Source organism: Stenotrophomonas sp. 28608_Sma, from assembly GCF_056486185.1.
Genome location: NZ_CM151308.1, coordinates 3,825,124 through 3,849,361, shown reverse-complemented (window position 1 = coordinate 3,849,361; position 24,238 = coordinate 3,825,124). Strand labels below are relative to the sequence as shown.

Sequence of the window (24,238 nt, the reverse complement as noted above, 5' to 3'; positions counted from 1 at the left end):
GGACGACCCTCTCATAGGTAGTTCCAGCCCAGAAAACCCGCACTTTTCAGAGGAAAACATGGCACGGCCTCGACTGCCCGTCGCAAAAGCTGCGACAAGCGGCGCCGCCATCAAAAACCCAGGCCGGCACGCCGGCAGGAAGAAGCCAGCGGGCACGCGAACCTTGGGGGAGCCATACAAGGCGATGACCGCGGCGGAAAAGCGGGCATGGAAGGAGTTCGCGACGGAAATGCCCTGGCTCAACGCGAGCCACCGAGTACTGCTCCGCCTTGCCTGCCTCTGGACGGCTCGGATGGATGACCCGAAAGCCGAATTCGGCGTGTCAGCAACCCAGGCGCTCAGCTCGATCCTTTCGAAGCTGGGCGCCACACCTGTGGATGAATCGAAGGTCTCGCATGGCGGTGACGAAGACGACCAGGGCGAAGAATTCTTCGGTGGCCCCAGCTCCGGCCGACCGCACTAAGGCGTATGCGCTGGATGTGGTGGCTGGCCGGATCGTTGCCGGCCCCCATGTCCGAAACGCGTGCCGGCGCCACCTGCAGGATCTGATCGAAGGCCCCGAAAGGGGCCTTTACTTTGACCACGCGGCTGCGGAGTACGCCTTCCGGTACTTCGAGAACGTGCTGATGCTCTCCGAGGGCCAGTTCGAGGGACGGAAGTTCGAACTGCACCCCTCGCAGGCGTTCATCATCGGCTCGCTCTTCGGTTGGAAGGGTGCAGACGGCCTTCGCCGGTTCCGCCGCGCGTACATCGAGCAGGGTAAGGGCAACGGAAAGAGCCCGCTGGCCGGCGGGCTGGGTCTGCTGGGCATGACTGCCGCAGGCGAGGCTGGCGCACAGATCTACTCAGCGGCAGCGAAGAAGGACCAGGCGGGCATCCTGTTCGCCGATGCGGTGAAGATGGTCAAGAAGTCGCCGCTCTTGGCCAAGCGAATCGAGTTCGCTGGCGGTGAGGGCCGGGAATTCAGCATGGCCCACCACGCCAGCGCGAGCTTCTTCCGCCCGGTTTCGCGCGATACGGGGCGCACCGGTTCCGGTCCCCGACCGTTCTTCGTGCTGGTCGATGAGGTGCACGAGCTTCCCGACCGCCGAATCATCGAAATGCTGGAGCGCGGCTTCAAGTTCCGCCGCGAGCCGCTGCTTTTCATGATCACCAACTCCGGCAGCGACCGGACCTCGGTGTGTTGGGAGGAGCACGAGCATGCCGTCAAGGTCGCCGCAGGCCACACCGAGGCGGTGAACGATCCGACCTTCGTTGGTGACGTGATCGATGACCGCACCTTCAGCTACGTGTGCAGCTTGGACGACGGGGACGACCCGCTCGAGGATCCCAGCTGCTGGGCGAAGGCCAATCCCCTGTTGGGGGTAACTATCACCGAGCAGTACCTGGCGGACGTGGTGGCGCAAGCCAAGGCCATCCCCGGGTCACTGAACGGCATTCTTCGTCTGCACTTCTGTGTGTGGACCGATGCGGAGACCGCCTGGATGACGCGCCCAACGCTGGAACCGGCGCTGGCCGACTTCGACCCGCGCGTGCATGAGGGACGCAAGGTTTACCTCGGCCTCGATCTGTCGCAGGTTCGCGATATCACCGCGATGGCGGCGGTGGTGGAGACCGGCACAGTGCCGGTGGAGGTTGAAGTCGAGGGCGAGAAGCTCGTCATCGAGAAGCCCACATTCGACGCCTGGATCGAGGCTTGGACGCCCGGCGACACGCTGGACGCGCGGCAGCTGCAAGACAAGCTGCCATACCGCACGTGGGTCAACGGTGGATACCTGCACGCGCCACAAGGGCAGGCCATCAACTTCCGGCACGTGGCCCAGGTCATGGCCGAGTACGACAACCGGTATGACGTGCAGCTGGTCGCGTACGACCGCTACGCGTTCCGCAGGTTCGAGGAAGATGTCAACGACATTGGCTTGTCGGTGACCTTCGCCGAGCACCCGCAGGGCGGCTGCAAGAAGGGCAAGCCTTTGGAGGCCGCGGTCGAGGCCGCAGAGCAGTCGGGACAGCCGGCGCCCGAAGGCATGTGGATGCCCGGATCGCTACGCCTGCTGGAGGAGGCGCTGCTGGAAGGCCGCCTGCGCCTGCGCCGGAACCCCGTTCTGGTGTCCGCAATTATGTCCGCCGTCATCGAATCGGACCGCTGGGGCAACAGCTGGCTGTCGAAGGCCAGGTCGGCAAACAAGATCGACGCCGCCGTGGCCCTTTGCATGGCCATCGGTGCGGCACACGCCATGCCGCCGGACGCCGGCGGCATCGATGACTACCTGGAAAACGGGTTCTTTGGACTGATCGGATGACAACCTTTCGCTGGTACAACCCGCTGAGCTGGCGGTTCTTCGGGTACGACGACCCGGCAACGGGCAACTACGTCGAAGTCGACCTATCCACCGGTGGCCGCGGCACGAAGGCGGGTGTTCGGGTCACTCCCAAGAAGGCACTGACGGTCAGCATCGTCTGGTCCTGCGTCAAGGTCCTGTCCGAGTCGGCCGCGGGGCTGCCCTGGAAGCTGTATGAGGACAAGGGCGGCGTACGAGCGCTAGTCAAGGGAAGCAGCCCTCAGCGCCGGCGACTCCTGCGCCTGCTCAGCAAGCCCAACCCCTACATCAAGTGGCTGGACCTGATCAAAGCGGTTGTGGTGAACATGGCTTTGCGCGGCAACGCCTTCATCATCATTCGACGCGATGACAGCGGCGAATGGATCGGCCTGATCCCCGTGGCGGTGGATAGCGTCCGCATCGACACCGACGACGGGCTGATCTACTGGGCAACGATCAACGGCAGTGAAACGCCGGTGTCGCCGCAGAACATGCTGCACTTTAAGTTGTTCAGCCCAGATGGCATCGCTGGCCTGTCGCCAGTTGAGTATCAAGCCGAAACAATCGGCCTGGCGCGCGCAGCGCAGGATTGGTCGGCCCGCTTCATGCGCAAGGGTGGCTTCACGGGCGGATACATCATCTATCCCGGCTTCCTGACCAAGGAGCAGCAGGCGCAGATCAAGGCGAAGTTGCCGGATATCCGGCAGGGCGACGTGGACGATCTGGGCAAGATGGCCATCCTGCAGGGCGGTCCGACGATCACGCCGGCCGGCCTGACGCAGAAGGACAGCCAGTTCATCGAATCGCAACAGTTCCAGGAAGAGGCGCTCGCCGGCATCTGGGGCGTTCCGCTCTATCTGACGAACCGCGCCCGGTCCACGTCGGTGCTGGGCTCCAATCTGGAGCAGCAGACCAGCGGCTTTGTCACCTTCGGGCTGAAGCCGTACCTCGATGCGATCGAGAGCGAGATCAACGACAAGCTGTTCGCTGATGGCGACATGTTCGTGGAGGCCGTTGTAGAGGGCCTGCTACGCGCCGACAGCGGCGCCCGCTCCACCTACTACAAGACCGCCCTGGGCGGCTCTGGCGGCTCGGGGTGGATGACGATCAACGAGGTTCGGGTGAAAGAGAACCTGCCTGTGCTCGATGGCGAGCAATACAACCAGGTCACCCGGTGGACCAGCAACAAACCTGATTCCAGTAGCGACGACCCAACGGGAGATCCCGCCAATGCTTAGCAAGTACTCCTGCCCGTTCGAGGTCAAGGCGGCAGACGATGCCGGCAACTTCGAAGGCTATGCCTCGGTGTTCAACAACGTGGATCTCGGTGAGGACCTGATCCTGCCGGGCGCCTTCGTCAAGGTGAAGACGACCCGGACTGGCCGACTACGCCTGGCGCTGTACCACAACCTGACCCGTCTGATCGGCGATGCCCAGTTCAAGCAGGACGACAACGGCCTGCACCTGAAGGGCAAGGTCAATCTCAACGTCAGCTACGCCAAGGACGCCTACGAGCTGATGAAGGCCGGCACCTTGGACGAAATGTCAGTCGGCTTCAACACGTTGGAGGACGCGATCGAGAACCGCGAAGGGCGGCGGGTGCGCGTCATCAAGAAGGCCGAATTGTGGGAGGCATCGGTCGTCCCCTTCGGCATGAACCCGGAAGCACAGGTGATGAGCGTCAAGTCCGACGTTCGCGCCTTCGAATCGGCCCTGCGCGAACGCATGGGGCTGTCCCAGAAAGAGGCGGCGGCCGTCGCCTCGCTCGGCTTTCCCGCAATCCACCGTGACGGTGGCATTGGGGACACGGAGACCGTGAAGCAGCTGAAGCAACTCGGCACATCCATCGAATCCATTTTCAAAGGTATGAACCAATGAGCGAGAACATCAGCGATATCCGTGATGGCCTGGAAAAGCAGCTGAAGGATGGCTTTGCCGGCCTGCAGCAGAAGTACGACAGCGCCTCGGCCGAGATCGAAAAGGGCAACCAGGTCACCACCGATCTGAAGAAGCAGATCCAGACCGCCACCGATGAAATTCAGAAGGTGGTCGACAAGGTCCTGAAGCTGGAAGAAAAGGGCATCGGCCTGGGCAACCAGCCCGGCACGAAGAAGGGCTTCATCGACTTCATCAAGGGCAACGACGAGTACAAGTCGCTGATCGGCCGCGAGAAGTCTGCCGCTGAGATCGAGATCAAGAAGGACGAACTGGCGTCCATGCAGGAGACCAAGGCGGTCACCAGCGCAGGCATCGTCGTGCCGAATTTCGACCCGACGATCCAGCCGGGCATCCGTCAGGAACTGCGCATCCGCGACCTGATCCCGTCGATCTCCGTCACCGGCCAGAGCTACACCTACTTCCGCGAGAAGCTGCATAGCCGCGGCGCTGGCCCGGTCGGCGAAGGCGGGACCAAGCCGCAGAGCAACGTCGCCTTCGAGCAGAAAACCGATCTGGTGAAGAAGCTGGCGGTCTGGATCCCGGTCACCGACGAAGCGCTGGACGACGTGCCGCAGATGTACGGCTACCTGCAGCAGCTGTTGCGCTACGACCTGAAGCTGGAAGAAGAAGTCCAGATCCTGAAGGGCGACGGCCTGGGCAACAATCTGCCGGGCCTGATGACCGACGCCACACTGTTCGATGACGATCTGTCCAAGACCAGCGACACCTCGATCGACACGGTCCGCCGCGCGATCTACCAGGTGCGCAAGCAGTCGAAGCTGTCGGCCGATGCCACGGTGATGACCGAGCTGGACTGGATGAACATCGAGTTGGAGAAGGACAGCCAGAACCGCTACCTGTTCGCCAACCTGCAGGGCTTCGTGACCCCGATCCTGTGGGGCCGCCCGGTGGTTGCCTCGGACAGCATGGACGAAGGCGACGGCACCACCACCGGTGGCGAGTTCCTGGTGGCCAACTTCCAGCGCGGTGCCACTATCTACGACCGCATGAGCTTCCTGTTCAAGGTCGGCATGATCAACGACGACTTCGTCAAGAACCAGCGTGTGCTGCTGGTGGAAGAGCGCCTGGGCTTGGCCAAGCGCCGCGTCGAGGCATTCGTGAAGGGCCGCTTCAAGCCGCAGGCGTGATAGCGAGCTGATCCCGAACGAGGCCGGCCACGTGCCGGCCTCTCTCTTTCGATACGGAGCAGAAACATGAAGATCAAAGCCAAATGGGGCTTCCGCGGCGACGCCCCGAAGCTCAATGCGGAGTGTGCCGATGTGAAGGCAGGTCAAGTGTTCGAAGACGTGGATCCGGAATACGGCCACGCGCTGGTCGGCAAGGGCCTGGTGGAGCCGATCCACGAAGGTGCCGCACCCCAAGAAACGAAGCCGGCCAAGCCCAACGAACTGAAGGCGGTCGAGAACGGCGCTGTTGGCGAAACAACCAACACTGGCGGACCGACCGACGCTGCAGGCACCCAGTCAGCCGATGGTGATGCATCCGGCGATGCTGGTCCGGCCGACCCGGCTGCCGATGCGGCAGCAGGAAGCCCGGCCCCTACGGACCAAGGCGGCGCCGATGAGCGGGCGCTGCTTATCCAGCAGCTCGAAGCAGCTGGCGTCGAGTTCGACCGCCGCTGGGGCGCTGCTCGACTGGCCGCTGCACTGGCTGAAGTCAAGAAGAACGAGGATCCCGCGTAATGGCAATCACCCTCAACCTTGCGCTCGTGCGTGAGCAGTGCCGCGTCGTGGACGAGATCACCGACGCTTTGCTGCAGTCGTACGTTGATGCTGCCCTCGTCCACGTGCAGATGCACTGTGATCGTCGCCTGGTTGAGGGTGAACCATCCAGTGAAGAGGAGATGGCGCTGACGGCGGACGTGCATCAAGCAGTTCTGTTGATGGTCGGCAGCTGGGCGGAGAACCGCAGTGCCCTGGGTGAACTGACCTCGGAAATTGCCCTCGGTGTGTCACGACTGCTTTGGTACAGGAAGCGATTCTGATGGCTACTTCAGCAGGGCAGCGTCGTCACCTGATCCGATTCGAGCGCGCAGTCGACGTCCGTGATCCGCTTGGAGGCCCGCCCAAGAAAGAATGGCAGTTCGTTGCCGAGGCGTGGGCAAAGAAGACCAATCAGCTCAGCGCAACGGCAGAGGCGATCGCCGCAGGGGCCGAACGATACCGCGAGCAGGTCCGGTGGGACTTGCTCCCGCGTCATGTTGAGCCTACCTGGCGCATTGTCGAGCGGGGCAAGCCCTACGCGATCAAGAGCATTGCGCCGAGCAACGACGGTAGTGAGATGGCGATCATCGCCGTAGCGGGGTTGAGCAATGGCTGAGCAAGTGTCAATTCAGGGGCTGGATGGCCTGTTGCGCTCGCTGCGGGAGGTCCCCAAGGCGATCCAGGGAAGGGCGGTGCAGGCCGGCATGCGCAAGGGTGGCAACGTCATTCGGGACGACGCCAGGCGTAGGGCGCCCAAGGCGTCCGGATTCATGGCCTCGCAGATCGTGACGCGCAGAGCCAGCGCCAAGGGCCGGCAGCGTGCAGGGGTAGGTCAAGGCGGCGAGTACTTCACCGTGGGCGTGAAGACTGGACGCCGGCGCAAGTACGCCAACACCAAGCGCAATCAACGGAGTGGGCGAACCGGTAAAACCTATGTCGATCGAGGCTGGGCCTACTACTGGCGGTTCGTGGAGTTCGGCACCAAGAAGATGCGGGCATCTCCATTTCTCACGCCCGCCGGTGAGGCCAAAGGTCCGGAAGCAGCTCAGGTGGTCATCGATGAGACCTGGGCGGCGCTGGATAAGCAGCTGAAGAAGGATGGCTGGCGATGATGGTTCCCCTGATCCAATCGCTGCTGGAAGGCGATCCGACCGTCCGGCAGCAGCTCGGCGACCCCGTCCGCCTGTTCCTGGGCAGCGCGCCTCAGAACACGCCGCTCCCGTACGCAACCTGGGAGGTGGTCAACGGCTCGCCAACCGCGATGCTGTCCGATCCGCCGCCGGCTGACGGCTGGCGGGTCCGCATGACCGTATGGGGCGGGGTCCTGAGCCAAGCCAACGGCGTTGCCGTCGCTATCCGCGATGTGGTGGAGCGCGTGGGCAGCATCGAGTCGTACAACCCAACGCCAGACAGCGACGGCACGGATGCGATAGGCATTTCATTCGACGTGCGGCTGCTGCAGCTGCGCTGATCCACACAACGGCAACCCACCGGCCCCGCGAGGGGCCTTTTTCATGCCCGGCGACGGGCACAACGCAAGGAAACCCCTATGGGACAGGTACTCAAGTCGAAGCACACTCAGCTGTTCATCGCCATCGGCGCGGCAGAGGTCATCAAGGTGACCCGTGTCCGTTCGGTCGGCTTCCCTGATGGCCAGGCGTCGGAAATCGACATCTCGGACTTCGATGACGACTGGGATCAGTTCGTCGCTGGCCGCAAGGCGACCGGCAGCACGAGCATCGAGGTGATCTATGACTCCGTCGATTCCGAGGCGCTGGAGGAACTGCACCGCACTGGCGCGGTCGTCAACTTCCTGGTCACCGCGCCGGCCAGCGAAACGGCGGGTGCGGCCAAGCCGGTGGCGGTCGATGGTGTCATCACCCCGCCGACGACGGTTGTGTCGAAGCAGTTCAATGGCTTCGTGCAGAACTTCGCGGTGACGGTGGCCGACAACGATGTGTGGAAGGCAACGATGACCATCCGCGGCTCCGGCGCCGTCACCACGCACCGCCCGACGCCGTAAGGCTGCGGCAACGGCGCACACCCCGGCCCGCTCCGGCGGGCCATCTCTCTGACAGGGCGCGCGGATCCTCCGCGTGTTAGCCGTGCGCGGCCCGCGCGCCCTGTCGCCACTGAAGGAAACGGCCAATGAGCAAGACCAACGAAACCACCGAAACCCAGCCGCAGCAGCCCGTGAGCATCCTGCAGTCGTTCACTGACCTGGGCATGTTCGCGTCCAAGGACGTGCACGCTGACACAATCACCCTGCCGAACGGCGCCAAGGCACAGTTCCACGTGCGCGAGCTGCCGGATGCGGAGTTCCGCAAGCTGTGGGGTGAGGGCGACCGTGCAAAGCTGATCGCGGCCACCATCTGCGACGAGGACGGCAAGCCGGTCATGAACGTGACGCAGGCCGCCCAGCTCAAGCCGCTGGTGGCCGCGGAGCTGCAGCGCGTGGCAATGAAGCACTCCGGGTTCGGCGACGCCGCCGCCCAGGCGCAGGCCGACGCGGGAAACGGCTAAGGCAGCGCGGCGAGGACTGGTTCTGGAAGGTCCTCGCCGGTCACCTGCACCGGACGGTGTTGGACTTGCGGGCCACCATGTCGCGTCGCGAGTTCCTGGAATGGTGGGAGTTCCACAAGCGGAACCCCATCGACCCCGTGAGCCTGCACATCAAGCCCGCCGCCTTCGCCGCGTACATCACCGCCTTGCACAGCCAGGGTGGGACCAAGCGCTCCTTTCAGCACTTCCTCGACGCCCTCTTGCCCCGCTCCGATGAGGACGAGGCGCAGGACTGGTTCGACGGACTGGGATGACCATGACCGACACTTTCGGGCGGTTCGCCGCCACGCCCATTGGCCCGGTACTCGCTGCGCGAGATGGCGGGCTTACCTTGGCCACCACTGGCGCCACCACGCTGGCCAGTCACGCGCGTTCCGACTTCAGCCTTGATGCCGGGACGGTGGGCGTGGAGTTTGCCGTGTGGGGTGATGACGCCGTTGCAGCACTCGTAGGCTTCGCCACTGGCCCGGCAGCGCTGAACAAGGCGCTGGGTGCGGACCTCGCCAGCATCGGCTGGGACCTCGCCGCCGGGCGCCTGCTACAGGCGGGCGGTGCGATCGCCACTGGCCTGCCGGTGGCTACCCATGGCGACATTGTCGGGCTCCAGGTGGCCTTCGGGGCACCGCGCCAGATCCGGCTTTACCTCAACGGCGCGCAGATCCTGGTGCGCGAGCTGCAGCTGTCCGGGCCACTGTTCTTCGCCGCTTCGCTGGGAGCTTCGAAGGCTGGCGGGCTCTGCCTGGCTGTCAACGCCGGCCAGTGGGGGCCGCGAAGCGAGGCAGCAGCTGCAGGCTGGCGGTTGCCCTCTGCATCCGTCAACCCGACCCGGCTGGCGGACGTGGACTGGCTGTCAGCCCCCGGCGACAGCCCGGCGAACGCTCGCTACGAGGGTCTCGTGGCCGAAGGCGTCAACCTGATCCAGGAGTTGGCGTTCTGGCCGTGGGGCGGTGATCCGGTGTCGCAGGCAGCGGCCGCCGAGTGCGTCGTGGTCGACGCGGAAGGTTTGCTGGACGGGTTGGCGGGCACCGGTGCCTCTGGCAGTTCGGTGCAGATCCTGCTGGCACCCGAGAGCGGCATGCGGGCCGACGCGGTCCCAGCTTTCCGTTGCGCGATCGAACAGATCGAGATCAATGATGATGGCACCAAGACGCTGCACCTGCGCGATGCGCACGACTACCTGGACGAGACGATCAACCGGGGCGTGTTCCTGCCGAATGTCGCGTCACTGGCGTGGAAGCCCCAGCCGGTGGTTATTGGCGCAGTGGCCAGCATCCCGGCCATGGGCGCCAATTCGGACGCAACATCGATGTTCGTCGCTGACAGCCGGGTCTACGTCAATGCGGTGATGGACCGCGGCGACCTGATGGAGATCAACACCTACAACGAGGCGCCGGACGGGCAACAGCTGCTGCTGAAGTCGCCACCGGTGACGCCGGTGGTGGTTGACGCCTCCAGCATCGGCGCGGGCATGATGCCGGCACGGCTGGAGCAGGCGGTGGGTGATGTGATGGCCCGGTTGGGCCGAGCGGCGTGGTCGGCCAGCGACTGTGCGGTGATCGACCAAGCCACGGGCTACATGGGCATCGGCTATTACGCAGGAACAGCCATCACCGGCCGCGCGGCGCTGAATTCCCTCCTGCCGAGCTACGGCGCCGGCTGCTACCAGGATCCTGCTGGCGTGTTGCGCTTTGTCCGCGTGACCGCGCCCGAGACACATGCCGGTGCGTTCGCCTTCGACCTGTCGGAGGATGATCTGGCGGCTGATCTGGTCATGGTGCCCGATGACGCCCCCAACCTGACCCGACGCATGGCCTACCGGCCCAACGGCCAGGCGCTGGGCGCATCGGACCTGGTCACCGACGTTGTCGACGTGCCTCAGTCCCGGCGCGATGAGCTGACCGGCCTCTATCGGGGGCAGGTGTATGGTGCTGGTCCGCTGCACGCCCACTACCAGCGGGCAGAGGCTGCGGACCCGGTCATCTCGTTGTTCTGGCACGCGGCCGATGCGCAGCAGGAGATTGAGCGCGTCCTGGCCATGTACCAGGTGCAGCGCCACTTCTACCAGCTCGCGGTCCGTGGTGATCAGGATCTGGCGCCACTGCCCGGGCAGATCGGTCGGCTTACCTACGGTCGCTACGGCCTTGAGGACGGCAAGCCGGTGCTGGTGCGTCGGGTAGAACGCAACCCTGCCACGGGGGACGTGGTGCTGACGGTGTGGGGATGATGACGTGTTGATTGGATATGGCATGCCGGCAGTCACGACAGTGACCCTGACCGGTGGCACGTGGTTGAGTGCGGATCAGGGCTCGGCGCTCTTCGACGGGAAGCCAGGCAGGGCCTCTCGGATCCGGCGCACAAGCTCGCTGGCGATCACGATCACCCTGGCCGACGCTGTCGTCCCGGGGATCATCGCGATTCTCGGCCTCAACATTCCGCCGGGTGTACAGGTCAGCGCTGCCGGCGCGACCGGGACCACTGTGCGTCTGCCCGACGGCAGCGTCTGCGCCTGGCTGTTCCCGCAGGCCAGCGCCTTGGTCTCGGTGGTGTCCGTGGAGATCGCCACCACCGCCACCAACGTGGACGTGGGCGAGATTGCGATCTTCCGGGCGGTGGACGTTGGTATCAAGGACGGCTGGGCCGTGGCCGCGATCGACGCCAGCGTTCATGCCAGAACCAAGGGCGGCCAGGTCAATACGGTTTCCGGGGCGCTGTACCGCCGCCTGACTTGCACGCTGTCGGGCCGCTCCACGCCGGTTGTGCGCGGCAACGGTCTCGGCGGCATGGATTGGGAGACGATCGGGGCCGCACTCTCGGGCCGGCGGCGCTCCTGTGTAGTGACCCAGTACCGGGATATGGTCACGAAGGCGTTTGATCCAGCACTGGCGGCGCGGTCCGCTCTCTATGGCTTTCCGACCCAGCTACCCAGTGCCGAGAACATCAGCCGGCAGTACTTCTCGGGATACATGGAGTTTGAGGAAATCCCGGCCTGATTTTGTTGTGCAGGTTGCCCGCTGGCACAATCCCGATCTCAACGAGCAGGGAGCGGCAATGATTGAACACACGAGCAAAGTCGATGTACCGGAGGGGGATCCCCGGCCAGAAAAGCTGCCAGCCAAGGCTGGATCTGGGCTGGAGGACGTGGGCCGATTGATGGTGCTGCTGTCGCTGGTTGCGGGAGTGGTTGGCGTGTTCGCCTTTGGACGTGTGCCCCGCGTTACGTCGTGGGGCGGGGTTTCCCACGACTGGAACCTGCTCAACGTGTTCGCGGTGGTGCTGAGCACCGGGTGGGCGCTGGCCATGTCATGGGCCGTTTACCGACTGGGGACCGCCCTCTGCTGGCTTGAGCGAATTGGGAAGAAAGTCGAAGTTGAGTAGAGATCGGGCGCAAAGCCCGGAAAACCTGTAGCCCAAGGCCCGCCCAGTGCGGGCCTTTTTTATGGATGAAACCATGAGCCTGTACACCCTCACTGTCGACCTTCTGTTGAAGTCCGGATCGTTCGAGCGGGACAGCGGCAAAGCGGCCCGAGTAGTGCAACGGGACATGTCGAGCATTCAGTCGGCGATGTCTGAGGCAGCGCGACGTGGTGCCGATGACGTGGCGGCAGGGTTCCGTCGCGTGACGCTTGAGGCGGTCGGGATGGGCTCGGCTCTGGCGGCAGTCAAGGCGACAATCGGCCGGGCTGACGAATGGACCGGGATGAGCAACCGCATTCGCCTGGTCACCGCCTCGCAGGCCGAGTTTGTTGCGGCCCAGCAGGATGTGGTCCGGATCGCCAAAGCGACATATCAGCCGTTGGACGCCACCGCGAGTCTCTATCAGAACCTGGCAATGGTTCAGGATCGACTCGGCGTAACGGGCGCGCAGACAGCGCGGATCGTGGAGACGGTGAACAAGACGATTGCCATGTCGGGTAGTAGCGCAGCTGCGTCGGAGGGCGCGCTTACTCAGTTTGGCCAGGCCCTGGCGGCAGGTACGTTGCGCGCCGAAGAGTTCAACTCGATGGTCGATGGCGCATCCAAGCTGGTGCAGACCATTGAAGACGGAATGGGCATCGCCCGCGGCAGTCTCCGCAAGTTCGTGGTGGATGGCGGTGTCGCAGCCGATCAGATCGTCAACGCTCTGCTGAAAATGTCTGACGGCGTTGATGACTCGTTCGGGAAGATGCAAGTCCGTGTCTCGCAGTCGATCACCAACCTAAATACCAACCTGACTGAGATGATCGGCAGGGCAGATGAGGCAACGGGGGCTTCCCAAGCGCTTTCTGCGGGCATTGGGGCGCTTGCCAGCAACTTGGAAATGGTAGCGGTTGCTGGCGCTGCCGTGGCATCTGGCCCACTACTGAAGGCCCTACTGGCGAGGGTAGCTGCAGCTAACGCTGGAATGGCAGCAGATCGGGCCGCAGCCGCGCAGAACGTCGCCGCGGCGCAGCAGCTTGAGCTACGGACCCGCGCAGCAATGCTTGATGCTCAGGCGGAGGTGCGGCGCGCCGCTGCGATCGGCGGAAGCGTGTCTGTCAGTTCCAAGGCAGCTGCCGCGACCCTGGAGCATCGGCAGGCCGTCCTCCTGCTTGCTCAAGCACAAGGACAGGCCGCTGCCGCAAATGCCGGATGGGTGGCGCGCGCTGGAGCTTCGACGCTCGCGATGCTTGGAGGCCCGGCCGGTATCGTCACGATGCTGGCCACCGCCGCAGCCGGGTGGCTGATCTTCCGCGACAACACCGCGATAGCATCGGCCGCGCTGATCGATTTCGGTGGTGCAGCTGACACCGCCATCGAGAAGTTCAAGACCCTCAACGCCCAGATGCAGGCCGGTGAAATTCTGCGCCTGCAGAAGGAGATCGATGAGAACTATCGGACCATCACAGGTTCGATCACTGAGATGGTGGCGGCGGCGACGAACTTCGCTACAGCGAGCCAGGCATCCGAGTTCATTCAAGAAACCCAACGGATCGACGCTGCCTTCAAGGCTGGAAAGATTGGCGCCGATGAATTCTCCAGCGGATTGGAGGCAGCATGGCGGGCGATGATTGCTGGCTCGCCCGCTGCCGCTACGGTGGCCAAGAGCCTCACGGAAGAGACCGCCGCCGCTGCGACTGCCGGTAGGGAGGTCGATCGCAAGCGGGCGATCTTGGATGCGTTCACTGGCAGCAGCACTCAAGCGAAGGGTGCCACCGACGCGCTGTCGGGCTCCTTCAATGCACTGGGGGACTCGGCCGGCGCTGCTGGGAAGCGGATCGCGTCGGCGATGCAGTCGCTGCCTGGCCAGCTGGCGCGCGTTGGCAAGAGCGCGGCAGAGGTGGCAAAGCTGGACGTGGGCGACTGGTTCAAGGAGGCCCAAGCCAGCGGCGTCGACTTCTCCAAGCGCGACGACCCGAAGGTCAAGCAGTACCTTGAACAAGGCGCCCAGTACATCCGGCTGCAGACCGAGCTGGCCGCGGCGCAGAAGAACTTCACCGAATCGCGCAAGGCTTCGTCGGCCGCAGAGCGTGCGGGAGCGAAGGACCGCAAAGCCGACGCGGAGGCAATCAAGCGCTACGGCGAGCAGGCGGCGATGGCTGCCGCGACCATGGCTGGCCCGCTGGCTGAGGCCACCGAGCGCCAGAAGCAGCTCGAGGACAAGCTGAAGGAAGCGCTCAAGGAAGGGCGCATCGAGCGTGCCGCGTACAACACGCTCGTGCTGGAGTCGCAGAAGGCGTTGGAGCAGTCCAGCGCTGAGATCAAGAAGGCCCTGGCCAGTCCGGAATCGCTGCTGGCGACCATGGACGCCGAGGTGGCCATGCTCGGCAAGGTCGGGCGTGCGCGAGAGCTGTCGCGCCGGCAGATGATGAACGAGCGCGACATGAGGCAGGAGCTGCAGAGGGCCGTGGAGGCGGCAGGCAGCAAGGAGGAGCTGGCCAGGAGGAAGGGTGTCGCCTCCTATGAGGCGTATGAGCAGTCCATGCTTGCTGCGGCTCGCGCCTCGGCCAATCTGTCGCTGCGGGTGGAAGAGGCCGCAGCGAACGTAGAAGCATGGGCCAACGTGCTGGTGTACGGCGTCGGCGATGCCGCAGATGCCATGGCGGACTTCGTTGCGGGCGGCCTGCGCGACTTCGACAACCTGTGGGACGACCTGAAGGACGCCGCCAAGCGTGGCCTGCGCGATCTCGCTCGCGAGTTCCTGCAGCAGAAGCTGGTGATCCCGATCCAGACGCAGATCCTCAACGGGATGAGCGGTCAGGGCGGCGGACTGAACCTGCAGAGCTTGATGGGGTTGTTCGGCGGCAACGGCTCGGCGGCGGGAGGTCAGAACCTGAGTACGGTGGCCGGCCTGCTCTCCAAGGGGCAGGGCCTGTTCGGCTTCGGTCGTTCGGCAGGTGCCGCGGCGGGAACCCTGACAGGCTTCGGCGACGTGACCAGCATGGCCGGGATGACCGGTTCCAGCTTCTCGGGGCTGATCGGCGGCGGGAGCGCCGGCGCTGGTGCCGGTGCAGGGGCTGGTGCGGCCGGCTCTGCAGCTGCGGCGGTGCCGATCATCGGCTGGATCGTGGCCGGCATGATGAAGAACGCCCAGCTGTTCGATCAAGGCTGGAACATCGCCAATGGGGAGAGCTGGGCCGGCAAGATCGCCACCGCCGGGGCTGTCGGCTTGGCCGACAAGGGGTTCCGTGCCCTGGGCTTCAACGACAAGGTCGCTTCGATCCTGTCTGGCTCCAGCATCCACGCCAAGCTGTTCGGTCGACAGGCGCCCAAGGTCACAGGCCAAGGCATCACCGGCAGCTACGGCTTCGGCGGGTTCGACGGCCAGAGCTATGCGGATATCAAGGCCAAGGGTGGCCTGTTCCGCAGCGACAAGAAGTGGACGCAGTTCGGCGCGCTGGATCCGGGCATCGATCGCACATTCGATATGGCCGCGCGCCAGGTGCGTGGTGCTGCGACCGATCTGGCCAAGCAGTTGGGTGTGGACCTGACCCAGAAGCTCGGCAGCGTGCGAGTAGACCTGGGCAAGCTCCAGCTGTCGGCGGACTCCACCGAGGCCAAGGCGCAGCTAGAGGCTTACCTCGCCGAAATGACTAATCGGTTGTATACCGAGGCGGTCAAGGCGGCTGGGTTCGGTGGTCAACTCGACGGCTACTTCGAGTCGGCGGACGTGTTCACCGCGCTCAGTGCATCGATCGCGCTGGCAGTGGGCAATGCCGACGAACTGGGGCGAGCCCTCAACGGGCTAGAGGTCGACAAGGTCAACAAGGCGGTCGACTACTTCCAGGACCTGGCCGGCGTCGCTGGCACGGACTTGGCCACCCAGGTGCAGAAGGTGACCGGGCTGCTCGGCAACTACGCCAGCCTCATGGCCGACGTGAGCACCCAGCTGATGACGGCCAACCTGACGCAGTACCAGTCGCAGGCGTTGTCGATCGAGCGCACGTATCGCCAGCAGGTGAAGTCGGCCAATGACTACGCCAAGGCGCTTGGCTTGTCCGGCGCCCGCGCGGAAGACCTGGCCAAGATCGAGGCGCTGCGTGCCACCAACATGGGCAAGCTGCAGGCGCAGATCGACAAGGACAAGAAGGCCATGCAGTACGGCCTGTCGATCAGCGATCTTTCGCCGCTGACGGACCAGGAGAAGCTGGGCGAGGCGATGAAGGAGCTGGAGCGGGCGGTGTCCGGTGGCGACACCAGCGCCGCGCAGGCTGCCGCTCAGGCCGCGCTGGGCTTCGGTCGGAACCTCTACGCCAGCGGGCAGGACTTCAACAGCCTGTACGGCCGCGTGACCGGCCTGATTGATGGCATGAAGGTCGGCGACCTGGACCAGCAGGACGGCACCAGCATGGGGGCGCTGGCCGACGCTATCGAGGCGTTGCCGGACAACTTCAGCCGGGCCGTGTTCGATCTGGTCGTGAACAACGACGCTCAGACCCAAACCACCGCCGCCGTACAGCAGAGCAACGCTCTGCTCGCCGAGCAGAACCAGCTGCTCCGCCAGCTCGTCTCTACCACTACCCAGGGCGTACGCAACGCCAGCAGTTCAGCGCTGCGCGAAGCACTCAACGCGAGGTAATCAGCAATGCAAGCAAGGAAACTCACGCTGGTGGAAATCGGCGTGGGCGGGCTGCCGTCCGCGTCTCCGGTCACACCGCGCTTTTCCACGTGGTTCCCGGTGCCCTTCAAGGCGCCGGACGTGCCGCCGGCGAACGGGGTCAGCCCCACGCCGGTGGCAGACGGCGTCGTGCTCGAATGGGACGCCGTCAATCTGGAGGGCGTGGTCTACGTCATCTCACGCAGCGAGAGCCAGGATGGGCCCTGGACGGAGATCCACCGCACCACCGAGACGCGGTACGTCTATAGCGACGGTAGCGGCAAGACCTGGTGGTTCCAGATCACCCCGACCGTGCGCGGCAAGACAGGCACCGGAACCGTGGTGGGCGTTGTTCCGCCCACCACCTCCAAGGACCTGGCCGAGCAGCAGGCCAAGCTGACGGCGGAGATCAGTGCCCGCATCCAGGCGATCGCAGACGAGGCGGCGGCACGCGCTGCAGGGCTGGCGCAGGCGGCACAGGATTTGGTCGCGGAAGCGCTGCTGCGACAGCAGGGCGTGACCGAGGCCTTGCAGGCGATCAGTGCGGAGGCCCAGGCACGGATCGACGCCATCCTGAACGAGAAGATGGCGCGCGAGGCGGCGATCACCCGCGAGGAGCAGTTGCGACAGAGCGCCGATGAGTCGTTGGCGCGCGCGGTGTCGGAGGTCGCGGCCGGCAGCGGGACGCAGTTCGACAGCATCAAGCTCTGGCCGTTCAATCAGACCATTGAAGGGTGGACGGGCAACGGCGCGCCGACGCTCGTGGACGGCTGGCTGCGGCCCGCCAACCATGCCACCGCGCCGTGGGTGCAGTCGCCGGTGGCCTTGGCCGTAGACGGCAGCGCATACCGCTTCGTGAAGCTGCGCGTGAAGCGCGTTGGCTCGCCGACGTGGAGCGGGTTCCTGCAGTGGATCACCGCCACGGACCAGGCATGGAATACGCAGAAGCGTGCAGCCATCCCAGAACCGGCGTGGGACGTGAACGGCGTGGCCACCGTGGACGTGCAGGACATTGCCTGGTGGCCGGCCACGGTTGATGCGATCCGCCTGCAGCTGGCGTCGGCGCAGACCGTCGCCAACTACTACCTGATCGATTACATCGCCGTCGGGCGTCCGCAGCCTGGCGCGTCGGTGGCGTTGGTGCAGGAGGAAACCCAGGCGCGTATCACCGCAGACGCCGCCGAAGCTCTCCAGCGCAACACGCTGGCCGTTCAGATGCGAGGCAACTACACCGGAACGGATCCGCTGCAGCTGACTGCAGGGCTGGCCTACGAGGAGCTGAAGGCCCGTGTGGCTGCGGACTCGGCGCAGGTGCAGCGCATCAGCACGATGGAAGCCCGCATGCCGGCCGGTGCCGGTTCGCTGGCAACTGCGGCATCGGTGACGGCGCTGCAGGAGGCTACCGCCACCACCACCAACGCGTTGGCGCAGTCGATCACCAGCATCAACGTCTCCCTCCAGAACATCGGCGGGGACAATCTGCTGCCGAACAGCAGTTTTGAAACCAGCCAATTACCGAACAGCACACTTCCCGACTGGTTCGCGTCCAACAGCATCGCGCAGACGGTGAGCTATGGCGCAACCTATGCAGTGACCGGATCTGCGCGGGCCATCCAGGTCGGTTCGACCAACGCCCTCACAGCCGCCGGCCAGTACATCGGCGTTGAAGTGGCGACTGCCAACAGGCCGAAGCCCGTGCCGGGGGCCAAGTACACGCTGTCGGCGTGGGCATGCCGAATGACTGCCACCGTCGGCCGAATTCAGTTGTTGGTGCAGTGGTTGGATAGCGCCAACGCAGGAATCGGGCCGGCGCAATACGCTCCGATCGTCGACCTGACCGACGTCATGACGCGGTACACCGGGACGTTCACTGCGCCAGCCAATGCTGTCAGCGTGCGCATCTTCATCCGTGCTGCCGGCACTGCGGCAGGGCAGTGGCTGGCTATCGCGATCGACAACGTGATGTTCCAGCAGGGAGAGATAGCAACCAATTGGATGCCCAGCGGTACTGAGTTGCAAGGAACGATCAATGCCACGGCCTCGGCACTCTCGGGTTTGACCACGACCGTGACCCAGCTTGGGTCGACGGTGGATTCCCAGTCCGCGCTGATCACAGCACTACGCAATGACGTGACTGATGTGTCTGGCAGGACCACCGCGAACACCACGGCGCTTCAGCAGCTCGGCGGACGTGTCACCACAGCTGAAGGGAAGATCGAGGCCACCGGCTCGAGCGTCACCAAGCTGGAGGGGCAGATCGTCAGCATCGGCGGCGACAACCTGCTGTGGAACAGCAGCATGGAAGACGCTCCGGCAGCCGCCGCGGCTCCAACTGGTTGGAACCTGGAACGTATCCGCAGTGACGTGGGTGGGACCTTCTCCTACGTCGATTCGCCGCTATCCGGTGGCGGCAAGGCTGTGCGTCTCGATTGGACCGCTGCCAACGCCAAAGACTGGGTGGGCCTGAACCGAGCCGGTCCTGGCACCAACTACGTCAAGGTCGACCCGACCACTGACTACACACTGTCCAGCTGGGTAAGGGGCTCAGTCGGAACCAAGGCGCAGCTTTACGTTCAGTGGATGAACGCATCGGGTGGAACGGTCCTCGGGACGGTGACCTTGCCGGAAGTGGCCATGACCGGGCAGTGGCAGCGGCTGATACTGCCCGCCCGCTCTCGTGGTGACGCGGTGCTTGCTCGCGTCTACGTTGGCCGGCAGTTCGCAGACCAGGCGGGGTCGTACTGGCTCGAAATCGACAACGTGCAGTTCCAGCGTGGGTTGGTTGCCACGGAGTATCGCCCGAGCGGTCAGGAGGCGATCAACGTCACGTCGCAGAACGTGTCCGCTGTTTCCGGCCTGACCACCCGCATGGTCAACGCCGAGAACAAGGCGACCGCGCAGGCGGATCAGCTGACGAGCCTCACGTCGTCGGTGAACGCCAGCTTCAACCGTGGCGACAACATCAACACCAATTCCGCATTTGACGGGTCGGCACAGCCGTTCGCGCTTGACGGGGCGGTGGAATGGGTAAGCGGTGGGGGGCAGGTAGGGTCCGCTATCCAGATGACCCACGTCGAGGGAGCGACGAACCCAGCGGTGCGAGCTAACCGTGGCGCTTGGTCTCCACTGCGGGCGGGCACAGGACGGCGCATGCGTACCGTCATCGTGGCACGCGCCACGTCGGGTTCCATTTCCTTGACGGCGCGGTGCCGGGTCCGCACGGGAGGCGTGGCGGGCGAGGGCAACAACGACCAGACGACCCCCGTTCTGACAACTGCCTGGCAGCGGTTCGCCCTGGAACACCCCATTGGTGATGACCGCACCGAAGTAATGTCCCACGTGTGGGCAACGAACCGGGGAACCGGAACCGCTGTGGTGCTAGTGGATCGCATCGAGTTCTACGACGTGACCAACGAGCTACTGATCAGCGCCAATGCTTCGGCGACGGCCGGGCTGACCACGGCGGTTAACCAGCAGGGCAGCAAGCTGGACGCGACTGCGCAGGACCTGGTGAGCCTGAAGACGCAGGTGGGTGATGTGTCGGCCAGCGGCTTCAACCAGCTGAAGACCCAGGTCACGCAGCAGGGGCAAACGCAGGCGGCGCAAGCACAGCAGATCACGGGCATCCAGACCTCACTGGGAGAAAAGGCCGATGCGGCTGTGGTGGTGGAGATGGGAACCAGCATCAAGAACCTTGGAGAGTCTGGCAACCTTCTGCAGAACTCCACGTTCCCGTTCTGGTCAAGGAACGGTTGGGAGTGGACGACAAACCCCGACAATTGGTGGAATGAACTCGGCAACCCGACAGGTGGCGGCGACTGGAACCCCCAGGGTGTGTTTGGCCTAGGAGCAGTAGCGAAGGGCGGCATGGCGGCCGGTCAGGTGTCATCGACATCCACGACCTACGACACCGCCGTACTTCCAAACCGCACGTACTGTTTCAGCGTGTGGCTTCAGACGCATCGGTGTGATAGCCAGATCGAGATTGCATTCTATGATCGTGGTGGCAACCACCGGGGCAGCGCCTACAGCGGTTGGTCCCCCGCGAACGGTGGCAACGCGTCGTGGGGCTTGGACGCCATTCCGCGAACCTATGTGTTCGGAAAGGCACCGCCAGAAGCTACCTTCGCCCGAGTTCGTGTCTTCCTGCGAGGTGTTGGTGGCCTACAGGCTCCGTACTGGTGGATGTTCCGGCCGATGTTCAGTCAGGTGGCAGAGGGGGCGACTGCCCCGCCTGCATGGAACGCGGGTGGCCTTGAAGCGAACGCTAACTGGGGTGTGAACGTTCGTGCTGACGGGAAGATCGGCGGCATCCAGCTGGCGAGTAACGGTGCGATTTCGTCGTTCGACGTAGTGGCCGATGTGTTCCGTGTCTCCGCCCCTGGTAATGGGGGGCAGCGCACCGAGTACAGCGACGGTCACTGGCGTTGCTTCTACCCGAATGGGCAGCTGGCCACGCGCATGGGCTGGTGGCAATAGCGAAAAGGCGGGAGGGGCAAACGTCCTCCCGTCAATCAATAGAGGAGTAGAGCGCATGCCTGCGGGCATTCAGACCTTCAATCTCGACGGGTCGCTGGAGATCGACTACACGACCCGCTTGGGGCTTTTCATCGGCACGGTTCAGACCGACACTGTGCACGGTAATTCGACTTGGGTGGGACCGCTGCCCCCCGGGGATTTCCTCTTCTATGTGGTGCCTCCGCCGGCACAGCCTGGCCGCACGCCAACCGTTTGGTACTCGGATGGCCGGGTCTACTGGGGAACGGATGTGGATGCCAACGGGCAACCAGTCTTCTCCCTGGTCCCTGCAACTGTGCTGTACGGAGTGCACTGATATGCCAGCAGGCTTTGAGGCGTACACCCCATCTGGAACAGTGCAGGTCCGCAGTGATCTGCTCAACTTCCACCTGCGCCACAAGTTCGATATCAACGAAGCTGGCGCCGTTGCGTACCAGGTGTCGGGGATCGTGGTAACCCGGTACGTCACGCGTGACTTCCAGGCCAAGAGCCCGGTGGTTGCGGTCACGGGTCCGAACAACAACTTCGGGCTCAGCGTGATTCTGACCAATCTCGGCGGCAACAACTGGCGAGTGTCGGCCTACACGGGCTCATCGTTTGTGTTCGGCACGGTGTGGGTATACGACTCGGTCGTGACTGGAACGCCGGGTAAGACCGGCATTGAGGTCTACCGAGAGCACACTGGCGAGCTGGCTTTCGCTTCCTGGGCAAAGCCCCTTCGCATTGTGGGCGTGACAACTGCCCCCTTCGGGGCGGCAGAGGGGGCCTACGTGCAAGTCCCGGCCGGTCGGCGCTACGCGGTGATCTCGTCTCGTTCGTGTCAGCGGATCGAGCGTGGCGTGGGGTTCCGGTTGACCGGGCCGCAGGGGGACGGGACGGGCTCAGCGGGTTCGGGGCGCTTCTACTATGCCGGCGCGACTGCCCTGATCCCCCAGTCCGACAATGCGACGCAGTTCAGTGCATCCGGCCACTTCGTGCTGATCGACGTGACCGGCCACTAAGCTGCAGCGTCACGGCGAATGAACGAAGGGGCGTGTCAGATTGCGCCCATGTGCTATTCCGCCCAGATCACCGCCGCCTATCAGAAGCTGGTCTGGATGACCGGCGCCACCCTGTCGCTGCAGGAGTTCGCCGCACTCTATGCCCACGACCCGGGCAAGAAGCGGCCCAAGACCCCGAAGGCGATGGACGACGCCTTCCGCGCGGGCGCGAGCCCGGCGGAGCTTGCGGTGTGGGCTGAGGTGGAACAGTGGAACCGGGCAGAGGCCGTGGTGCTGGAACAGGAGCTGTTCGCCAACCGCAAGCGCCTGGCCGCTGCCGAGCGCGCGCTGCAGGTGAAAGAAACCAAGAAGGCCCGGGAAGATGTGCGGATTGCCGGGAACAAGATTGATCGGGCCCTGGCCAAGCTGGCCGATCTGAAGCGTACCGAGCCGAAGGACCGCGATAACCGCATCTTCCCTGGGGTCTATGCCCCGGTGATTGTCTCCGAGGGCGGCAAGCTGGTGATCCAACCCATGCGCTACCAGTGCCGTCTGGCCGGAAAGCCGGCCAACTACGACCAACGCTTCCCGGGCACCTACAACGCCCGCCGCGACAGCCTGGAGAAGTTCTGGGCGCCGGCCTTCGGCCATACGCACGGGCTGCTGGTGGTCGACACGTTCTTCGAGAACGTGGAGGGGCCGGACGGTAAGAACCAGGTGGTGCAGTTCACCCCACGCACGGGCGAGCCGATGCTGGTGGCCTGCCTGTGGTCGCACTGGAAGGACCCGGCCGGCAAGGAGCCGGATCTGCTGTCGTTCGCCGCCATCACCGACGACCCGGAGCCCGAGGTGGCCGCCGCCGGCCACGACCGGACCATCATCAACATCAAGCCCGAGCACGTGGACGCCTGGCTCAACCCGGACCCGACCGACCTGGCCGCGCTATACCGGATCTTTGACGACAAGAGGCACCCCTTCTATGAGCACCGGTTGGCGGCGTAGGGAGAACCCCGAACGTCAGTGGGTGGTTGCCCGATAGCGCGGATACGCTGAGGAAGGCATCCTGACCTTGCCGGATCCGGGGCCGCAGGCAGCTCAACCCGGGGGCGCGTGAGCAGCGCCGCGCCGGCACCGATTCCGAACGGTTCAGGCACGTGGCAGCCACGTTCGCAGGATCTGCGACGGTCCGCCGTATTCTCCCGGCCATGCCACTTCCCGCCGACTTCCGCTGGACGACCAGGTCCGCCAGCCGCCCGGATGACCCCCTGACCGTCATCGCCTGCCATGGCGTGTGGGTGGTGGCCATGGCCCAGCGGGTGAACGATGGCATCTGGATCGCCTCGCTGGATCGGCACCGGCATGGCCCCGGCGGTCCGTTCCGCTGGTGCAGCAGCTACGAGCAGGGCCGGGCAGGGGCCGAGCTGTGGGTGGCCAGGCACGAGGCCCGACTGCGCGAGGACGTGGCCAAGATCCGGGAGTACCGGGAGGCGATCGCGGGGAACCGCCTCCTGAGGGACAGCCTGAAGCCGCCGTTCGGGTGGATGGGGTAGGACTTGCCGAAGCCTGCTGGAGGGTTGGAAATCCGTTCCGCAAAATTCCAGCGCCCTTTGTGTCCCAAGGCTTTCAATTGTCAGCTTCGAAGATTGAAGCGGAACGGATAGAGACGCAACGCATTGAAAACAATGAAGTTGTCCAGTGACTTTTAATCTTTTGGTCGAAGGTTCGAATCCTTCACGGCCCACCATTGCATCCAATGACCCAGGTCATTCAGAAAGGCACCGCAATGCGGTGCCTTTTTTGTGGCGCTCGTCCAGGTCAACTACTTCGTCCGCGCATTCTTCGCTTTAGCCGCCGCCGCGTCGGCAGCCTCCTGTGCGGCCGTTGCTGCCGCATTCGCAGAACGTGCCGCCTCCGCTCTTGCCGCCTCGAAATAGGTGAGCCGCTGCAGACTGGTTCTGCGTTCCAGTTCCATTGCTGCGGCGAAGCTCTCCGGATGCTTTGCAGCACAGGCCTCCTGCACCAGTTGCACGGCACGATCAGACAGCCCGGGCTGGATGTTGCCGAGCAGGCAATCGGCATACGGTACGGGCGCGGCCGGGCTGGCGGCCAGCGCGGCGATGAGCACGGCACTCAACATGCAAA

At 64.5% G+C, this 24,238-nt stretch carries 23 protein-coding genes; 22 read left to right on the top strand and 1 reads right to left on the bottom strand.

Translation table 11 applies throughout. The features are described 5' to 3' along the window. The first annotated feature begins 292 nt into the window (after positions 1–292). From ACZLHH_RS18130 to ACZLHH_RS18025, 22 genes are all read left to right on the top strand, one after another. Positions 293–463 (top strand): hypothetical protein, encoded by a 171-nt coding sequence (locus tag ACZLHH_RS18130; RefSeq protein WP_005418717.1) that lies wholly within the window; start codon positions 293–295, stop codon positions 461–463. Continuing rightward, a complete protein-coding gene (locus tag ACZLHH_RS18125) occupies positions 396–2,303 on the top strand; it encodes a terminase large subunit (RefSeq protein WP_478478700.1) in 1,908 nt (635 codons plus the stop codon). Before ACZLHH_RS18130 ends, ACZLHH_RS18125 begins: the two co-directional genes overlap by 68 nt. Continuing rightward, entirely contained in the window at positions 2,300–3,559 is a 1,260-nt protein-coding gene (locus ACZLHH_RS18120) for a phage portal protein (RefSeq protein ID WP_285308866.1), read from the top strand. Before ACZLHH_RS18125 ends, ACZLHH_RS18120 begins: the two co-directional genes overlap by 4 nt. 67 nt (positions 3,560–3,626) lie before the next feature. Next, complete coding sequence (locus ACZLHH_RS18115) at positions 3,627–4,199, top strand: HK97 family phage prohead protease (RefSeq protein ID WP_478478699.1); 573 nt, start codon at positions 3,627–3,629, stop codon at positions 4,197–4,199. Beyond that, complete coding sequence (locus tag ACZLHH_RS18110; RefSeq protein ID WP_478478698.1) at positions 4,196–5,407, top strand: phage major capsid protein; 1,212 nt, start codon at positions 4,196–4,198, stop codon at positions 5,405–5,407. Before ACZLHH_RS18115 ends, ACZLHH_RS18110 begins: the two co-directional genes overlap by 4 nt. Positions 5,408–5,473: 66 nt before the next feature. After that, positions 5,474–5,962, top strand: coding sequence for a hypothetical protein (locus tag ACZLHH_RS18105; protein ID WP_478478697.1), 489 nt, complete (start codon positions 5,474–5,476; stop codon positions 5,960–5,962). Beyond that, positions 5,962–6,264: a head-tail connector protein gene (locus ACZLHH_RS18100; protein ID WP_478478696.1), complete on the top strand. Its 303-nt coding sequence runs from the start codon at positions 5,962–5,964 to the stop codon at positions 6,262–6,264. The genes ACZLHH_RS18105 and ACZLHH_RS18100 overlap by 1 nt, the downstream gene beginning before the upstream one ends. Then, positions 6,264–6,599, top strand: a complete 336-nt coding sequence (locus tag ACZLHH_RS18095) for a phage head completion protein (protein ID WP_478478695.1) — start codon at positions 6,264–6,266, stop codon at positions 6,597–6,599. The genes ACZLHH_RS18100 and ACZLHH_RS18095 overlap by 1 nt, the downstream gene beginning before the upstream one ends. After that, positions 6,592–7,095 (top strand): HK97-gp10 family putative phage morphogenesis protein, encoded by a 504-nt coding sequence (locus tag ACZLHH_RS18090; protein WP_478478694.1) that lies wholly within the window; start codon positions 6,592–6,594, stop codon positions 7,093–7,095. The genes ACZLHH_RS18095 and ACZLHH_RS18090 overlap by 8 nt, the downstream gene beginning before the upstream one ends. Continuing rightward, entirely contained in the window at positions 7,092–7,454 is a 363-nt protein-coding gene (gene gp17, locus ACZLHH_RS18085; RefSeq protein WP_478478693.1) for a tail completion protein gp17, read from the top strand. Before ACZLHH_RS18090 ends, gp17 begins: the two co-directional genes overlap by 4 nt. Before the next feature lie 78 nt (positions 7,455–7,532). After that, on the top strand, positions 7,533–8,006 hold the full coding sequence (locus ACZLHH_RS18080) for a phage tail tube protein (RefSeq protein WP_478478692.1): 474 nt from the start codon (positions 7,533–7,535) through the stop codon (positions 8,004–8,006). A 125-nt stretch (positions 8,007–8,131) separates the two neighbouring features. Continuing rightward, complete coding sequence (locus tag ACZLHH_RS18075; RefSeq protein WP_478478691.1) at positions 8,132–8,506, top strand: hypothetical protein; 375 nt, start codon at positions 8,132–8,134, stop codon at positions 8,504–8,506. 77 nt (positions 8,507–8,583) lie between these two features. Continuing rightward, positions 8,584–8,799, top strand: a complete 216-nt coding sequence (locus ACZLHH_RS18070) for a hypothetical protein (protein WP_478478690.1) — start codon at positions 8,584–8,586, stop codon at positions 8,797–8,799. 2 nt (positions 8,800–8,801) lie between these two features. Continuing rightward, positions 8,802–10,769, top strand: a complete 1,968-nt coding sequence (locus ACZLHH_RS18065) for a hypothetical protein (RefSeq protein WP_478478689.1) — start codon at positions 8,802–8,804, stop codon at positions 10,767–10,769. A gap of 22 nt (positions 10,770–10,791) precedes the next feature. After that, positions 10,792–11,535: a hypothetical protein gene (locus ACZLHH_RS18060; protein ID WP_478478688.1), complete on the top strand. Its 744-nt coding sequence runs from the start codon at positions 10,792–10,794 to the stop codon at positions 11,533–11,535. 7 nt (positions 11,536–11,542) lie between these two features. After that, positions 11,543–11,920 (top strand): hypothetical protein, encoded by a 378-nt coding sequence (locus tag ACZLHH_RS18055; RefSeq protein WP_107432117.1) that lies wholly within the window; start codon positions 11,543–11,545, stop codon positions 11,918–11,920. A 73-nt stretch (positions 11,921–11,993) separates the two neighbouring features. Beyond that, positions 11,994–16,580, top strand: a complete 4,587-nt coding sequence (locus tag ACZLHH_RS18050; protein WP_478478687.1) for a tape measure protein — start codon at positions 11,994–11,996, stop codon at positions 16,578–16,580. A gap of 6 nt (positions 16,581–16,586) precedes the next feature. Further along, positions 16,587–21,077: a hypothetical protein gene (locus tag ACZLHH_RS18045; RefSeq protein ID WP_478478686.1), complete on the top strand. Its 4,491-nt coding sequence runs from the start codon at positions 16,587–16,589 to the stop codon at positions 21,075–21,077. A 55-nt stretch (positions 21,078–21,132) separates the two neighbouring features. Further along, positions 21,133–21,432, top strand: a complete 300-nt coding sequence (locus tag ACZLHH_RS18040) for a hypothetical protein (RefSeq protein WP_478478685.1) — start codon at positions 21,133–21,135, stop codon at positions 21,430–21,432. 1 nt (position 21,433) lies between these two features. Continuing rightward, positions 21,434–22,117: a hypothetical protein gene (locus ACZLHH_RS18035; RefSeq protein ID WP_478478684.1), complete on the top strand. Its 684-nt coding sequence runs from the start codon at positions 21,434–21,436 to the stop codon at positions 22,115–22,117. 48 nt (positions 22,118–22,165) lie between these two features. Then, positions 22,166–23,098, top strand: coding sequence for an SOS response-associated peptidase family protein (locus ACZLHH_RS18030; RefSeq protein WP_478478683.1), 933 nt, complete (start codon positions 22,166–22,168; stop codon positions 23,096–23,098). A gap of 203 nt (positions 23,099–23,301) precedes the next feature. Further along, a complete protein-coding gene (locus ACZLHH_RS18025) occupies positions 23,302–23,646 on the top strand; it encodes a hypothetical protein (protein WP_478478682.1) in 345 nt (114 codons plus the stop codon). Between the two features lie 269 nt (positions 23,647–23,915). Here ACZLHH_RS18025 and ACZLHH_RS18020 read toward each other — a convergent pair whose 3' ends face one another. Next, positions 23,916–24,233 (bottom strand): hypothetical protein, encoded by a 318-nt coding sequence (locus tag ACZLHH_RS18020; RefSeq protein ID WP_049463266.1) that lies wholly within the window; start codon positions 24,231–24,233, stop codon positions 23,916–23,918. Positions 24,234–24,238 lie beyond the last annotated feature (5 nt).